This window comes from Roseateles noduli (genome assembly GCF_050626985.1).
In the GTDB taxonomy this organism is placed as follows: Bacteria; Pseudomonadota; Gammaproteobacteria; order Burkholderiales; family Burkholderiaceae_C; genus Roseateles; species Roseateles noduli_A.
Window position 1 is genome coordinate 1,535,733 of the sequence record NZ_CP192463.1, and the last position, 15,376, is coordinate 1,551,108.

Below are 15,376 nucleotides of genomic sequence, written 5' to 3' on the forward strand. Positions count from 1 at the left end.
CGGCGACCATTGTGACGGCGGTCGCCGGACCTTGCTCCTGCGCGTGATTCAGCCCTCCGGCCTTCCGGCCCTCAGGCGCTCAGGTGCTCAGGTGCTCACGCCGGCGCCGGCGGCGAGGTCTGTCCGGGCAGCAGTCCCTCGGCGCGCAGGCGCGACAGCACGTCGAAGAGCAGCTCGCTCTTGATGCCGTAGGCCGCGCGCGGCGAGTTCACGAAACCCGACGCGTTGAGCACCAGGTTCGTCCCGTCCACGCCGTCGAGCTGCACGTTCGGCGCCGGCGCGGACAGCACGCCGCCGTGCGCCTGGAAGGCTTCCAGCACCAGCGCCTTCACGCGGTCGGTGTCCGTGGCCAGCGGCATCGGCAGCTTGAACTGCACCATGCCGAGCGACTCGCCGTAGGTGACGTTGCGGACGATCTTGGTGATGAACTCGGAGTTCGGCACGATCACCGTCGAGCGGTCGCCCATCTGGATCTCGGTGGCCCGCACGCTGATGCGGCGGATGTCGCCCTCCACGCCGGACAGCGAGACCCAGTCGCCCACCTTCACCGGCCGCTCGGCCAGCAGGATCAGGCCGGAGACGAAGTTCTGCACGATCGACTGCAGGCCGAAACCGATGCCCACCGACAGCGCGCTGGCGACCCAGGCTACGCTCTGCAGGCTGAAGCCGACGGCGGTCAAGGCCGCCGCGATCGCGGCCACGGTGCCGACGTAGCCGAACAGCGTCGTCGTCGACGAGCGCATGCCGACGTCCATCCGCGTGGTCGGCATGTAGCTGTCGGTCAGCCAGGCCTTGAGCAGCCGCACCGCGCCCAGGCCCGCGAACAGCACGGCCAGCGCCTGCAGCAGCTTGATCGGGTTGAGCTGCAGCGTGCCGATGGTGAGGCCGTCCTGCAGGCTGCCGGAGCGGCGCACCAGGTCCATCGGTCCTTCGCCGTACGGCGCGAGCAGCAGCAGGAGCGCGAAGAAGGCGATCGACACGCGGCAGACGGCGGACAGCAGCAGGGCGGTCTGCTCGCGCGTGCGCGGCGGCGCGGGACCGTCGGCGGCGGCGGCGGAGGTGCCAGGTCTTGCGTTCGGGCCGCCCTTGTTGTCGCCATTGTGGTCGCCCTTGCCATCGTTCCTGCCGTCCCCCGACGTGGCCGCCGACGAGGGCGAGGGCGAGGGCGCCAGCAGGGTCATGAAGAGGTCGTCGACCAGCACCGTCAGCAGGTAGGCGCCGCCGATCACGATCAAGCCCCACACCACCTGGTTCAGCACGAACATCGCCAGCGACACGAAGCCGATCAGCAGCGCCAGCGTCGCGCCGACCAGCGTCAGCCAGGCGACGGCGCGCAGCACCGACAGCCAGAGCGGTCGGATCGTGAGTTCGGGATGGTTCCCGGTGCCGGCGTCGTCAGTGGCGGCGCCGTCCTGCGTCGCGCCGCCAGCGTGGCGCCGCAGTTGCGCGATGGCGGCACCCAGTACGGCGATGAAGGTCAGCGAAGCGAGCGTCTGTACGGCGCTGCTGCTCGACGCGCTCAGGTCCAGCGTGGCCGCGGTGCGGGACGACAGCCAGCCCAGCACGACGGCGCCTGCGAGCGTGCGCGGCAGCCAGGCCAGGCGCGACGCGGCGATGTCCGGCACCGGCAGCAGCCGCCACGACGGCTTGCGCGCCATCAGCAGCGCCGCCCCGAGACCGGCGATGAAGCCGCCGAACCAGACGATCATCTCCGCCGTGTCCAGCCACTGGGCGAGCGAGTCCGGACCGTCCGGCGCGCCGTCGACGAGGCTGGCGGTCAAGGTCAGCACCAGGCCGTGGGCGATGAGGCCGGGTCGCAGGGTGCGCAGGATCACCTCGCTGATCGCGAACAGCGACCGGCGCAGGCGACCTGGCGGAATCCGCGTCGCACACAGACGCGCGGTCAATCGCCGGGCGCCGAGACACAGGAGCAACCACGCCGCCACCGCGGCGACGAAGGTCGCCCAGGCCGAGGCCGGCACCGAGGACCACAAGGCCCCGAACTCGATCCCGAACACGCGGGCGCGTTCCACGTCGGCCGCGCGATCAGCGCCCAGCGCCCGCCAGAAGCCCGACTGGAGCAAGGACGGCACGCGCTCGCCCAGACGGGCGCTCAGCTGCAGCCGCTGGGCCGCGTTGGCGTTGCGCAGTGTGCTGTCGGCCTGTCCGCCGAGGTCGTTGGCGACCTTCACCTGACCGTCGATCGTGGCGACTTCGCGCCCCAGTTGCGCGCGCAACTGCGCCACCTCAGGGGTTTCCTTCACGTCCGCCTGGGCCGTGCCGAGTTGCGCGAGCCGGTTCTTGGCATCGTCCAACTTCGGCTGAAGCGCGGAGCGCGCCTGGTCGATGCGCGACTTCACCCGTTCGACCTTGTCCTTGATGGCGTTCAGGTCCTCGGTCGTCAGTTCCTTGCCCGGCTTGGGCTGCGCCGCCTTGAGTTCCGTCCGGGCCAGGTCGAGCAGCTTCGCGGGATCGGTCGGCTCCGGCGACGGGTCTTGCGCGAAGGCGGGCAGCGCCAGTGTGGCGGCGCAGAGCAGCAGCGCGCACAGCAGCCACCTCGGCAGGAACCACGTCGCCCGGGGCGAGCGACGGGAGGGCAGGGAGCTCAGGGAAGTCGGCAAAACAGTCATCCATGCACCGCGGAATCAGGGTGCCGCCTGGGCGGCAAGCGGCGGTCCCGGGGCCGGCGCGGAGCCGTCGCGAGGCCCTCGTGAGGCCCCCAATGAGGCCCCCCAATGAGGCCCATGAGGTCATCGGGGCGCTCTGCGACCCATCCGGACGCGCTGCGCCAGGGAGGGCTTCCGGTGAGGTCGGATATGACGCCGCGGCATGCGCCCGCCGCCATCGAGCGGGTAGAGTGCCCCATCACGCTTTTTCACGTCTTCGAGGACCCCACGATGACCAACACCGCTTCCTATCCTGACACCCGCCTGCTGATCGCCAACGAATGGGTGGACGCCACCGGCGGCAAGACCATCGACGTGCGCAACCCCGCCACCGGCGCCGTGATCGGCAAGGTCGCCCACGCGGGCAGGGCGGACCTGGACCGCGCGCTGGAGGCCGCGCAGAAGGGCTTCGAAGCCTGGCGCAACGTGTCCGCGCATGAGCGCGCCGCAACGATGCGCCGCGCCGCCGCGCTGCTGCGCGAACGCGCGCCGGAAATCGCCAGGCTGCTGACCCAGGAGCAGGGCAAGCCCGTCGCGGAAGCAAAGGGCGAAATCCTCGCCGGCGCCGACATCATCGAATGGTTCGCCGACGAAGGCCGCCGCGTCTACGGCCGCATCGTGCCGTCGCGCAACCTGGCCGCGCAGCAGCTCGTGCTCAAGGAACCCGTCGGCCCCATCGCCGCGTTCACACCCTGGAACTTCCCCGTCAACCAGATCGTGCGCAAGCTCGGCGCGGCGCTGGCGACCGGGTGCTCGTTCCTCGTGAAGGCGCCCGAGGAAACGCCAGCATCGCCCGCGGCACTGCTCCAGACCTTCGTCGACGCCGGCGTCCCCCCGGGCACCGTCGGCCTGGTCTTCGGCGACCCGCATGAAATTTCCAGCTACCTGATCCCCCACCCGGTCATCCGCAAGGTCACCTTCACCGGCTCCACCCCCGTCGGCAAGCAGCTCGCCGCGCTGGCCGGCGCGCACATGAAGCGCGTCACCATGGAACTCGGCGGGCACGCGCCCGTGATCGTCGCGGAAGACGCCGACGTCGCCCTCGCCGTCAAGGCCGCCGGCGCAGCGAAGTTCCGCAACGCCGGGCAGGTCTGCATCTCGCCGACCCGCTTCCTCGTCCACAACAGCCTGAAGGACGAGTTCACCGCGGCAATGGTCAAGCATGCGCAAGGACTCAAGCTCGGCGACGGGCTCGCCGATGGCACCACCCTCGGCCCCCTCGCCAATGAGCGACGCGTCGTCGCCATGTCCAAGATCGTCGCGGAAGCACGCGAACGCGGCGCCAAGATCGCCACCGGCGGGGAACGCGTCGGGAACGCGGGCAACTTCTTCGCACCCACCGTGCTGGCTGATGTGCCGCTCGACGCGTCCGTGTTCAACGACGAACCCTTCGGGCCGATCGCAGCCATCCGTGGGTTCGATACGCTCGAGGAAGCCATCGCGGAAGCCAATCGGCTGCCGTTCGGACTCGCCGGGTATGCGTTCACGAAATCCATCAAGAACGCGCATCTGCTGGCGCAACGCATGGAGGTCGGGATGTTGTGGGTCAATCAGCCCGCTACACCGTCAGCGGAAATGCCGTTTGGGGGCGTGAAGGACTCGGGCTATGGGTCGGAAGGGGGGCCGGAGGCGTTGGAGGCCTATCTCAATACCAAGGCGGTGTCGCTGCTCGGGGTCTGAACGCCACACGGTACAGCCCGCCGGGTCTCGGCCCGGCAGCCGAGTCCCTTTGTCAGCCGACAAAGGAACCAAAACGGCTCTGACGACGCTCATATGCGCTCGCTGTGGGGCCGTCGTCGCTCTCACGCTACGCTCGCGAGACTCCTCCAACGATGCCCTCAAACGGCCACCACCGGAGTCCTCGCACCACCCCTCTCTACAGGCTTGCTCGCTGCGCTCGTCGCGCCCACCGAGCCATCCAGCCCTCAAGCAATCAGTCGCGGCCACCACACCGTGATCACACCCTGCACGCAGATCCATCCCCACAGCAACACCACCGCCTCGCGCGTGGCGTGCTGTCGGGGACGGATCAGCCCACTCGCGAGGCGCGCGGCGTAGTACAGCGCCAGCAGTGATGCGACGGCAATCTGCAGGCCTTGCAGGCTGTGCAGCGCGGCGAGCGTGCCCGTCCACGCATCCAGCGTCGGCGGCCGCTCCGCCGGCCAGGCCGTCCTCAGGCCGCTGTAGAACGCCAGCACCGCCAGGCCGAAGGCCGGTGCAAGGAGCACGGCACGCCATCTCGAGACCGGCGCGCGCCTGGCGCCGAGACCCGCCCACATGACGACAACCAGACTCAGCGCGTAGCCCAGCGTCTGCTGGAACAAGGTCGCAGGGCTCGCCAGTCCGACCCCCGGCGGCGGGCACACGTCCAGCTTCATCGCCGCATGCAGATGCGCGAAGGCCATCGACGCAAAGATCGTCGCCTCCACCACGATCAGGATCACCACAGCCCAGAACGACGGCGCCTGCCGCCCCGTCACCCCCATCGGCAGGATCACGCCATCCGCCGCCTCGGCTTCCTCGAAGGGCGGTGCGCGGTCCGTCTGCCACAACCACGCCCAGATCGCGACGATCGCCAGGACGCCACCCGCCACTGTGCCGCTCACGTGCTTCACCGTCATCAGCAGGAAGAAAGCCGCCGTCCCGATCGCCGCCAGCAGCGGCCACAGGCTGTCCCCCGCCAGCGTCACGATGCGCAGCGGACGCGCCTGGGCTGGACTGGTCAACAGCGTCTCGCGGTCGCCGGTGATCGTGCCCGGCAACCAGTGCGCGCCGGCCTCGACCTCCTGGTGCAGCGCGGGGCGGTGCCACAGCGGCTCGTGGTGCTCGACGTGCGGAATGCTGCGCGTGCCGTAGGCCTCGCTGGGCAGCCACTCCAGCGTCGAGGAGCGCCATGGGTCGTCGTGCTCCTGCTCCGGCCCCCACTGGCTGCGCACGAGGTCGATGACGAAGAGCAGCACGCCCGCGGCGATGATGAAGGCACCAACGGTCGAGAGCAGGTTCGGCAGTTCGAGTCCCAGCCCCGACGGGTAGGTGTGCACCCGCCGCGGCATGCCCAGCATGCCGGCGATGTGCATCGGGAAGAAGGTCAGGTGGAAACCGCCGAAGATCAGACCGAAGACCCAGCGGCCCGCGCGCTCCGACATTGCGCGCCCCTTCCACAGCGGAATCCAGTGGTAGAGCGCCGCGAACATCGGCAGCACCATGCCGCCGATCAGCACGTAATGGAAATGCGCGACGACGAAGTAGGTGTCGTGCACCTGCCAGTCGATCGGCAGCAGCGCCAGCATCACGCCCGTCAGGCCGCCCACGACGAAGGTGACGAGGAAACCGATGAGGAACCAGGTCGCCGTGGTCCATTGCAGCCGGCCGCGCCAGAGCGTGCCTATCCACGCAAAGATCTGCAGCGCGCCCGGGATCGCGATCGCGACGCTGAAGATCGAGACCAGGCTCAGCCCCAGTCCGCCGAGGCCCGCGGTGAACATGTGATGCAGCCACAGCAGGAAGCTCGCCGCGCCGATGGCGACCAGCGCGGCGCTGACCGCGTGGCGGCCGATCAGCGTGGTCCGCGCCAGCGCCGGCACCATCGTCGAGACCAGCCCCGCCGCCGGCAGGAAGATGATGTAGACCTCCGGATGTCCGAAGAACCAGAACAGGTGCTGCCACAGCAGCGGATCGCCGCCCCGCGTGGCATCGAAGATCGGCCAGTCGAAGGCGCGTTCGATCTCCAGCAGCGCCGTGCCGGCAATCACGGCGGGGAAGGCCAGCACGATCATCAGCCCCACCACCAGCATCGACCACGCGTAGACCGGCATCCGCCCCAGCGTCATGCCCGGCGCGCGCGTCATCAGGATGCCGGTGATCAGCTCGATCGCGCCCGCGATCGCGCTGATCTCGATGAAGCCGATGCCCAGTAGCCAGAAGTCCGCGTTCAAGCCCGGCGAATACTTCGCGCCGCTCAGCGGCGGATACATGAACCAGCCCGAATCGGGCGCCAGTTGCCAGAACAGCGTGGCGTAGAAGGCCAGCCCGCCGATGGCGTACATCCAGTACGAATAGGCCGACAGGCGAGGGAAGGGCAGGTCGCGCGCGCCCAGCATGTTGGGCAGCAGGAAGACGGCGATCGCCTCCACCATCGGCACGGCGAAGAGGAACATCATCACCGTGCCGTGCATCGTGAACAGCTGCTGGAAGACCGGCGCGCTGAACAGCGTCTGCCCCGGCGTCGCCAGTTGCGCCCGCATCAGCAGCGCCAGGACACCGCCCAGCAGCAGGAACACGAACGCCGTCGCGATGTAGAGCTTGCCGATGAAGACGTTGTTGACGCTGCCGATCACCCCCCAGCCCTTCGGCGGCTCCCAGGCGGCACGCAAGCGCTCGAGCTCGCCCTGCGGCCTCGGCAGGCGATTCTCCGGCCGACGTGCGCCCGCCGACGGCACGTCGTTCATGTCGCGCGTCGCGCTCGCCGCGCTCGCGCTGGCCGCGCCGCTCGCGCCGCTCGCGCTGCTCGCGCCGCCCATGCTGCTGGTGTCGCTCATGGCGTGGACGCGACCAGCGGCCGCTCCGTTCCACCGCCTGCGACGGGCGGCCCGGCGAGGAACTCCACCATCGCGTCGATCTCGTCGGTGCGCAGGTGCCGATAGGACGGCATGCGCGCGCCCGGCTTCACCGCCTGGACGTCGCTGATCCATTGCCGCAGCGCCGTGCGCGGGTCGCCGAGCGGATCGCGATTGCGCAGCGCGCCGGCCCCCAGCCACAGCCGGCTCGCCACATGGGTCAGGTCCGGACCGAGTGGCGGTGCCGCCTGCAGACCCTGACGCACGCCGCTGTTCGTGTTGGTCGCGCCGTTCGCTCCGGTCGTGCCGGTCGTGCCGGTCCCGCCGTTGGCGGCCGGGCCGCCCGCGTCGCCGGCGGTGTTGGTGCCCCGCACCGCATGACAGGCGGCGCAGCCGTTCTCGCGGAAGAGCGCGGCGCCTCGCAGCGCCTGTCGCGAGACCGGCTCCGGCGCGGCGCCGGCCTGCGCGCGCCGCCATCGCGCGAACTCTTCCGGGGGCATCGCGACGACCTGCAGCACCATCGCCGCGTGCTGCGTGCCGCAGTACTCCGAGCACGGTCCGCGGAACACGCCCGGCTGCGACGCGGTGAACGTCAGCCGGTTGAGTCGTCCCGGCACCATGTCGACCTTGCCGCCCAGCGCCGGCACCCAGTAGCTGTGGATCACGTCCTCCGAGGCCAGCGTCAGGGTCACCGGACGGCCGACCGGCACGCGCAATTCGTTGGCCGTCGCGAAGGCGGGCGCGTCGCTCTCCGCGTCGTACTGCATCGCCCACCACCAGAGGTGTCCGGTGACGGCCACGCGCAGCGCGCCCGGCGGTGACGGGTCGTCCAGGCCGAAGGCGCGCCGCTCGCCATGGAGCAGCAGGCCGCCGAACACCAGGACCGGCAGCACCAGGCCGCCGCCCCAGAGCCAGAGCGCCGTCGACACGGGCCGGCGGCCCTTCCACCACAGCGCCGCGGCCAGGCAGGCCATCGCGAACACGAAGGCGAAGGCGCAGACGACCAGCGTCGTGGTCATGACCTCGGCCAGCGCCTGCGCCTGCGGGCCGGCCGGCCGGAGCATGCCGCCCGCGCTCATCGCAGCGACAGCAGGTAGCCGGCGATGTCGCGCGCGTCGCGCTCGGACAGGCCGAGTCGCGGCATCGTCGTGCCGGGCAGCAGGCCCGGCGGGTCCAGCAGCCAGCGCTGGAGCACCTCCGGGGAATTGGGCAACTGCCCGGCGATGTAGGCGCGCCGGCCGAAGCGCTCCAGCGTCGGCGCCCGTTGACCGCCCCCCGGCACGCCCGGGACGGCGTGGCAGCTGCCGCACTGGAACTGCGACATCAGTTGCCGACCGCGTTCCAAATCCGCGGCGTCGACCTGCCACCGCCGCAGCGGCTCGTCCGGGTCGGGGCCGCAGCCCCCCAGCAGGAGGACGACCAGCGCGGCGGTCAGCCCCAGGATGGAGGCAGGGACGGTGGCCGAGCCGGCCGAGTGAGAGCGAACGGGAAGGCGAACGGAAGGACGAACGGGAGGACGAACGGGAGGGCGAACGGGAGGGCGTAGACGCGTCATGCGCGCTCCCCGGCACACGAAGTGCCTGCCCCGCCATCGAGCGCACCTGTCCGGCATCGCCGGCCCGGCACCGCGCTTGCCTCGCTGCGGCCATGATCGATCCGCCGCATCGCGTCTCCCCGGGCGTCTCCTCTGGCGTCTCCCCTGTGAAAGCCGTCCTGGCCGCCGGCGTCGCGGCCGGCGTGCTCGGGGCGGCGGGCGCGGCCGCCTTCGTCTGGTTCGGCGTCTACGACGTGTCGGCGACCGGGCCGCACCTGCAGCCGGTGCATTCCTTGCTGGAAATCGCGCTGCAGCGCGCGGTCCAGCACCGCGCGGACGCGCATCCGCCGCCGCGGGACCTGCTCACCCGGGAGCGCGTGATGCAGGGCGCCGCCTGCTTCCGCGACCGCTGCGTTGCCTGCCACGGCGCGCCGGGCGTCGCGCCGGAGGCGTTCGCGCTGGGCATGCAGCCGGTGCCGAGTTCCCTCGTGGAGGCCACCCGCCACTGGCGCCCGCAGGACCTCTACTGGATCACCCGCAACGGCATCAAGATGAGCGGCATGCCCGCCTGGGAGTACCGGCTGGAGGAGGGCGAGCTCTGGGCCGTCGTCGCCTTCCTCGACGCGTTGCCGCTGATGACGCCGGACCAGTACCGGACGTTGACCGCGTTGCCGTCGGGAGGCCCCACGGCGGGGCGAGCCCCGGGCACATCGTCAAGGTCGCCGACATCGCCGACAGCACAGGGGCCGTCACCGATCGCGGTCGGACCGGCTGGCGCGCGGAACGCGATGCCGCGCTGCGACGGCGTCGTCGACGCCCCGGCGCCGCTGGTGCCGCCGCTGCCGAGCGTGGAGCTCGCCCAGCGCGCCTTCCGCCAGCATGGCTGCACCGCCTGCCACACGATCCCCGGCGTGGTCGGGCCGGACACCTCCAACGGTCCGCGCCTGAGCGGCCTCGCGGGACGCGACCGCATCGGCGGCAAGGCGTTCCCGACCGAGGACGGCCTGGCCGCCTGGATCCGCGATCCGCAGGCGATCGACGCGCACACCGCGATGCCGACGCTGGGCGTCAGCGAAACGCAGGCGCGGCTGATGGCGCGCTACCTGCTCGCGCATTGACCGACGGAGCGCTCCCGGAGCCGATGCAGGAAGCGAACGCCGATGGCGCAACGGGCCCGCGATGAGCGACCGGGCGGGATAGACTCGACCGGATCAGCGTCCCCTCCGGGGCGCATCCTCTTTGCGTCCCTGGCGTCCATGCCATTCCTGGCGCTTCGCCAGCTGCCCCGTCTCTTCCGAAAGGCCTTCCCATGAAATCCCGTGCCGCCGTCGCATTCCAGGCTGGCCAGCCGCTGCAGATCGTCGAGATCGATGTCGAGCCGCCCCGCAAGGGCGAAGTGCTGGTGAAGATCACCCACACCGGCGTGTGCCACACGGACGCGTTCACGCTGAGCGGCGACGATCCGGAAGGCCTGTTCCCGGTGGTGCTGGGCCATGAGGGCGCGGGCATCGTCGTCGAGGTGGGCGAGGGCGTCACCAGCGTCAAGCCCGGCGACCACGTGATCCCGCTCTACACCGCGGAATGCGGCGAGTGCCTGTTCTGCAAGTCCGGCAAGACCAACCTGTGCGTGGCCGTGCGCGCGACGCAGGGCAAGGGCGTGATGCCGGACGGCACGACGCGCTTCTCCTACCAGGGCCAGCCGATCTACCACTACATGGGCTGCTCGACCTTCAGCGAGTACACCGTGGTGGCCGAGGTGTCGCTGGCCAAGATCAGCCCGGACGCCAATCCCGAGCAGGTCTGCCTGCTGGGCTGCGGCGTGACCACCGGCCTGGGCGCGGTGAAGAACACCGCCAAGGTCCAGCCGGGCGACTCGGTGGCGGTGTTCGGCCTCGGCGGCATCGGGCTGGCGGTGATCCAGGGCGCGAAGCTGGCACAGGCCGGCCGCATCATCGCGATCGACACCAACCCTTCCAAGTTCGAGCTGGCCAAGGTCTTCGGCGCGACCGACTTCGTGAACCCGAAGGACCACGACAAACCGATCCAGCAGGTGATCGTCGAGATGACCGGCTGGGGCGTCGACCACTCGTTCGAATGCATCGGCAACGTCCACGTGATGCGCGCGGCGCTCGAGTGCGCGCATCGCGGCTGGGGCCAGTCGATCGTGATCGGCGTGGCGGGCGCAGGTCAGGAGATCTCGACGCGGCCGTTCCAGCTGGTGACGGGTCGCACCTGGAAGGGCAGCGCCTTCGGCGGCGTCAAGGGGCGCTCGCAACTGCCGGGCATGGTCGAGGAGGCGATGCGCGGCGACATCCAGCTCGGCCCGTTCGTGACCCACACGATGCCGCTCACCGGCATCAACGAGGCCTTCGACCTGATGCACGAAGGCAAGTCGATCCGGTCGGTCGTGCACTACTGAAGCAGGCGGGCGACTTCCGCCCTGAGCGCGCTCAGCGGGACTCGCGCCAGCCCAGCACCCGCGCCGGCAGGAACAGGATGGCCTTGAGCAGCGCGAAGACCGCCTCGACGCTCAGTCCGATCAGGCGGAACGGCAGCGTCAGCAGCCAGGCGACGGGCCACAGCACCAGCGCCAGCAAGGCCAGCGGCCAGCACAGCACGAACAGGACCAACCAGAACAGCAGGCCGACGAAGCCCATGACGCACTCCTTGTTGACACCGTGATCGATCGATACGGCTGGCCGACACCATAACGTCGACGGCCGCCCGCCGCCCTCGTCGCGCGACCAACCGTGATTTGGGCTTCACGGACTGCACGGGCGAAGGATCGCCCGGCCGGAGGGGACCCGCGGCCGCGAGACACCCGCGGCCGCGGATCTCCGGTCCGGTGAAGCCGGCACCCGCTGTGGGATAGTGGTGCCTTCTCCGCAGACCGCGCCTCGGCGCTTTCCTGATGCTTCGAGATTCCGCCCCGCCTGTCGCCGGCGACATCCCCTCGAGCGGCCAGCACGGCCCGCGTCAAGGACTGGCCCCGCTGACGCTGGGGGCGTTGGGCATCGTGTTCGGCGACATCGGGACGAGTCCGCTGTACACGATGCGCGAAGTGCTGAACCCCGCCAACGGCGTGAGCCTGCAGCCGGCGGACATCATCGGCGCGGTATCGGCCATCCTCTGGGCGCTGATGATCGTCGTGACGCTCAAGTACGTCGTGCTGATCCTGCGCGCGGACAACCGGGGCGAGGGCGGCATCATGGCGCTCACCGCGCTGGCGGTCCGGGCCGCCGGGGACACGCCGGGCCGGCGCCGGATGCTGCTGCTGGTCGGCGTCTGCGGGGCGGCGCTCTTCTACGGCGACAGCGTCATCACGCCCGCGATCTCCGTCATGGGCGCCGTGGAAGGCCTGGAGATCATCACGCCGACCCTCAAGCCCTTTGTCCTGCCCCTCTCGGTGGCGGTGCTGACGGGGCTGTTCCTGATCCAGCGCCACGGCTCGGCGGCCGTCGGCGTGATGTTCGGCCCGGTCATGCTGTTGTGGTTCGGTGTGCTCGGCACGATCGGAGCGCTCCAGATCGCGCAGGCCCCGCAGATCCTCCAGGCGCTCGATCCCCGATTCGGCCTGGCCTTCCTCCAGGCGCGCGGGCCGGGGCTGTTCCTGGTCGTCGGCGCGCTCGTGCTGGCGCTGACGGGCGCCGAAGCGCTGTACGCGGACATGGGGCATTTCGGCCGCCGGCCGATCCGGCTCGCCTGGTCGGCGCTCGTGCTGCCGACGCTCGCGCTGAACTACGCCGGACAGGGGGCCTTGCTGCTGCGGGAGCCGGGTGCGCTGGACAACCCGTTCTTCCGCCTCTTCCCCTCGGCCTGGCTCATCCCCTGCGTGCTCCTGGCCACGCTCGCGTCGGTGATCGCCTCGCAGGCGGTGATCTCGGGCGCTTTCTCGCTGACGAAGGAGGCGATCCAGCTGGGACTGCTGCCCCGCATGCGGGTGATCTACACCTCCGAGCGGGCGATGGGCCAGGTCTATCTGCCGGCGATCAACTGGACGCTGCTCGTCGCCGTGCTGCTGGCCGTGCTGGGCTTCGAAAGCTCCTCGGCCCTGGCGTCGGCCTATGGCATCGCGGTGACGATCACGATGCTGATCACGACGCTGCTGACCTTCTTCGTGGTCCGCCACGCCTGGCGTTATCCGGCCCCGCTGGCATGGGCCGCCACGGCCGGGTTCCTGGCGGTCGACGCGTTGCTGGTGGTCTCCTGCTCGCTCAAGATCATGCAGGGGGGATGGTTCCCGCTGGCGCTGGGGCTGGTGCTGTTCGCCGTGATGGCGACGTGGCGCCGAGGCAAGGAACGGCTGCACGAGCAGGTCGCCGGCGAGGACCTGCCGTTGCTCCCGTTCCTGGAGTCCCTGTCGCATGACGTCGAAGGCCCTCGACCCGACCGGATCGCCGTCTATCCGGTCTCCAATCCCGAGGTCGTGCCGCCGGCGCTGCTGCACAACCTGAAGCACTACCAACTGCTGCATGCGCGCAACGTGATCGTCACCGTCCGTTTCGACGAGGTGCCGTTCGTGCCGGAGGATCAGCAGCTGAGCGTCGAGTCACTGCGCCCCGGCTTCTGGCGCGTGGTGGTGCGCTACGGATTCAAGGATGAACCCAATCTGCCGGCGGCGCTGGGGCGCTGCGCGCGGCACGACCTGCAGTTCGATCCCTTTCTGGCGTCCTACTTCCTGAGCCGGCAGGTCGTGGTACCCGGCGCCGGCAAGAAGACCTCCGGGATGGCGCGTTGGCGGCAGCAGCTGTTCATCACGATGGCGCGCAACTCCAGCAGCGCCGCAGACTACTTCCGGCTGCCGGACAACGGCGTCATCGAGTTGGGCTCGCGGGTCCAGTTGTAGCGTCCGTCTCGCGCGGGGCCCGGGTGCTTCTTCCCGCCTGCCTGACGGTCAGCGCCGGCGCGGCCCGCTCGCCGGGATCGAAGACGATCTCCATCGGCGTGACCTTGGCGAAGAACGTCAGCGGAGATGTCGCGAAGAGCTCGAAGGCCTGTTGCCCGGTCGCCCGCGCGAACAGGCGGTTGCCGTCGGCGTGCACGGTGATCTTCATCGACGGCGACAGCAGGTAGACGCCGGCCAACGGTGTCAGTTGCTCCGGCGACAGCGTCACCTCGGCCTGGCGCGTCAGGGACATGTCCGACGGCGGGATGGCCGGTTCCAGCAGATGCAGCGCCAGATCGACGACGCCCACGCCGGCGTTGGCCAGTACGGCGGCGGCATTGCCCTTCGAGGGGTCCAGCCACAGCGAGGTGCTGAAGCCGAAGGTCGCGCCGTCGTGGTTGAACGCGATGCGACCCGGCAACGCGGCGCTGTTCCATGCGAGACCGATGCCTGCACCAGGGATGTCGCGGGCGCCGTGTCGGCGCAGGCACAGCGCGAAGGCCTCTTTCAGCGGATGGTCGAACTGCCCCATCGCCGCCTGCGCGTAGCGCGCCAGGCCGCGCGTGCTGCCGAGTAGCGCGCCCGCGCCGGCCATCGCCGGACGGAAGGTCCAGTGGTCGACGGGCTTGCCGGACTTGTCATGTCCGTCGAGGAAACGCCGGCCTGCCGGAGGACTCAGGAAGATCTGGTCCGCCATCCCCAGCGGCACCAGCACGCGCTCGCGAAGCAGCGTCGCATAGTCGCGCTGCTGCAGGAAACCCAACGCCTGGCCGAGCAGGCCGAAGCCGAGGTTCGAATATTCGTAGGCCGTGTCGCGCGGCTTGTCGGCTTTCCATCCGGAGAGGAACGCGGCCATCTGCGGCCAGTCGTAGGTGGCGTAGGGATCGGTGAGCTCCGGGCGCACGGCCAGGTTCGAGGGCAGCCGCGGCAGCCCCGAACGCTGTGTCGCCAGATCCACCCAGCGCAGCGGCGCGCCTTGGCTGTCCCGCAGCTTGAGGCGATCGGGCAGGGCGGTCTCGACGGGATCGTCGAGCTTGATCAGGCCGCGGGTCACGGCATCCGCCAGCAGCAGCGCGGTGAAGGTCTTCGTGATCGAGCCGAGCTCGAACAGCGCCTGCTGATCGGGCACCGGACCGCGGGCGCTCGCGCCGCTGAAGGTGGTCGCCCCGTCACGGATGCGCAGGGCCGCGAGCGCGACGCCTTCGTACTTCAAGCGCTCGGCGAGCAGGGCGCCGTCCGGGCCGTCGTGCTGAGGGGCGTCGCGGGACGGCGAAACGGCGGGGCTCGATCCGGCGCTCGAAGCCGCGTTTGAAGGAGCGTTCAACGCGGAGTTCGAAGCGGAGTTCGAAGCGGCGTTGGATGCGGCGTTGGAGGCAGGCTTGCTGGCGGGCGCGGCAGACTGCGCGACCGCGCGCCACGGCGCCGACAGACCGATGGCGGCCAATGCGGCCGAGGCCTGCAGGCTGGCGCGACGAGTGAGCTTGGGCATGAGAGGGGCTCCCGGGATGCCGGTGCCTTCAGCGTCACTGTCTTGTCGCCGAGGACCGAATGCCTGAGCAGTGTAAGGCGGGGTCAGGAGTTGCCTCCATCCCCCAAGAGGGCCGTCGTCGCCGCCGATTCACACCCCCATCCGGACGAATTTTTATCGCCGCCCTTTGATCCGCCGCAAGGTGATTCCAGATTGAGGCCGACTGATGGGGGAACACGGCCCGATTTCGATTTCGGACTCGATCAG

Annotated in this window: 10 protein-coding genes; 4 read left to right on the top strand and 6 right to left on the bottom strand. The window is 70.2% G+C overall.

Going from position 1 to position 15,376, the window contains the following annotated elements:
- Nucleotides 1-95: 95 nt before the first annotated feature.
- Nucleotides 96-2,621: a mechanosensitive ion channel domain-containing protein gene (locus tag ACQ4L4_RS06840; RefSeq protein WP_431103482.1), complete on the bottom strand. Its 2,526-nt coding sequence runs from the start codon at nucleotides 2,619-2,621 to the stop codon at nucleotides 96-98.
- A gap of 276 nt (nucleotides 2,622-2,897) precedes the next feature.
- Between ACQ4L4_RS06840 and ACQ4L4_RS06845 the strand changes: the two genes are divergently transcribed.
- Nucleotides 2,898-4,346: an NAD-dependent succinate-semialdehyde dehydrogenase gene (locus tag ACQ4L4_RS06845; protein WP_431104893.1), complete on the top strand. Its 1,449-nt coding sequence runs from the start codon at nucleotides 2,898-2,900 to the stop codon at nucleotides 4,344-4,346.
- Nucleotides 4,347-4,591: 245 nt separating this feature from the next.
- On the opposite strand, the gene ACQ4L4_RS06850 is transcribed toward ACQ4L4_RS06845, so the two are convergent.
- The 3 genes from ACQ4L4_RS06850 to ACQ4L4_RS06860 are packed head-to-tail and all read right to left on the bottom strand — an operon-like array spanning nucleotide 4,592 to nucleotide 8,567.
- Nucleotides 4,592-7,204, bottom strand: coding sequence for a cbb3-type cytochrome c oxidase subunit I (locus ACQ4L4_RS06850; RefSeq protein ID WP_431103483.1), 2,613 nt, complete (start codon nucleotides 7,202-7,204; stop codon nucleotides 4,592-4,594).
- The gene (coxB, locus tag ACQ4L4_RS06855) at nucleotides 7,201-8,286 is read right to left on the bottom strand and encodes a cytochrome c oxidase subunit II (RefSeq protein ID WP_431103484.1); all 1,086 of its coding nucleotides are present in this window, start codon (nucleotides 8,284-8,286) and stop codon (nucleotides 7,201-7,203) included. Before coxB ends, ACQ4L4_RS06850 begins: the two co-directional genes overlap by 4 nt.
- An 11-nt stretch (nucleotides 8,287-8,297) precedes the next feature.
- Nucleotides 8,298-8,567 carry a c-type cytochrome gene (locus ACQ4L4_RS06860; protein ID WP_431103486.1) on the bottom strand — a complete coding sequence of 90 codons (270 nt, stop codon included), beginning with the start codon at nucleotides 8,565-8,567 and terminating at the stop codon, nucleotides 8,298-8,300.
- A gap of 356 nt (nucleotides 8,568-8,923) precedes the next feature.
- On the opposite strand from ACQ4L4_RS06860, the gene ACQ4L4_RS06865 reads away from it, so the two are divergent.
- Both ACQ4L4_RS06865 and ACQ4L4_RS06870 read left to right on the top strand, forming a co-directional pair.
- A complete protein-coding gene (locus tag ACQ4L4_RS06865) occupies nucleotides 8,924-9,874 on the top strand; it encodes a c-type cytochrome (RefSeq protein WP_431103487.1) in 951 nt (316 codons plus the stop codon).
- 191 nt (nucleotides 9,875-10,065) lie between these two features.
- The gene (locus ACQ4L4_RS06870; protein ID WP_431103488.1) at nucleotides 10,066-11,175 is read left to right on the top strand and encodes an S-(hydroxymethyl)glutathione dehydrogenase/class III alcohol dehydrogenase; all 1,110 of its coding nucleotides are present in this window, start codon (nucleotides 10,066-10,068) and stop codon (nucleotides 11,173-11,175) included.
- A gap of 31 nt (nucleotides 11,176-11,206) precedes the next feature.
- Here ACQ4L4_RS06870 and ACQ4L4_RS06875 read toward each other — a convergent pair whose 3' ends face one another.
- A complete protein-coding gene (locus ACQ4L4_RS06875) occupies nucleotides 11,207-11,413 on the bottom strand; it encodes a hypothetical protein (RefSeq protein WP_377155172.1) in 207 nt (68 codons plus the stop codon).
- A 254-nt stretch (nucleotides 11,414-11,667) separates the two neighbouring features.
- Here ACQ4L4_RS06875 and ACQ4L4_RS06880 point away from each other — a divergent pair, with 254 nt between their 5' ends.
- Complete coding sequence (locus ACQ4L4_RS06880) at nucleotides 11,668-13,602, top strand: potassium transporter Kup (protein WP_431103489.1); 1,935 nt, start codon at nucleotides 11,668-11,670, stop codon at nucleotides 13,600-13,602.
- On the opposite strand, the gene ACQ4L4_RS06885 is transcribed toward ACQ4L4_RS06880, so the two are convergent.
- A complete protein-coding gene (locus tag ACQ4L4_RS06885) occupies nucleotides 13,571-15,130 on the bottom strand; it encodes a serine hydrolase (RefSeq protein WP_431103490.1) in 1,560 nt (519 codons plus the stop codon). The two genes, ACQ4L4_RS06880 and ACQ4L4_RS06885, sit on opposite strands and share 32 nt — an antisense overlap.
- Nucleotides 15,131-15,376: the final 246 nt, after the last annotated feature.

Coding starts and splice junctions, on each gene's coding strand:
- ACQ4L4_RS06845 (WP_431104893.1), top strand. CDS start 2,898: ATGACCAACACCGCTTCCTATCCTGACACCCGCCTGCTGATCGCCAAC.
- ACQ4L4_RS06875 (WP_377155172.1), bottom strand. CDS start 11,413: ATGGGCTTCGTCGGCCTGCTGTTCTGGTTGGTCCTGTTCGTGCTGTGC.
- ACQ4L4_RS06870 (WP_431103488.1), top strand. CDS start 10,066: ATGAAATCCCGTGCCGCCGTCGCATTCCAGGCTGGCCAGCCGCTGCAG.
- ACQ4L4_RS06880 (WP_431103489.1), top strand. CDS start 11,668: ATGCTTCGAGATTCCGCCCCGCCTGTCGCCGGCGACATCCCCTCGAGC.
- ACQ4L4_RS06885 (WP_431103490.1), bottom strand. CDS start 15,130: ATGCCCAAGCTCACTCGTCGCGCCAGCCTGCAGGCCTCGGCCGCATTG.
- coxB (WP_431103484.1), bottom strand. CDS start 8,286: ATGCTCCGGCCGGCCGGCCCGCAGGCGCAGGCGCTGGCCGAGGTCATG.
- ACQ4L4_RS06850 (WP_431103483.1), bottom strand. CDS start 7,204: ATGAGCGACACCAGCAGCATGGGCGGCGCGAGCAGCGCGAGCGGCGCG.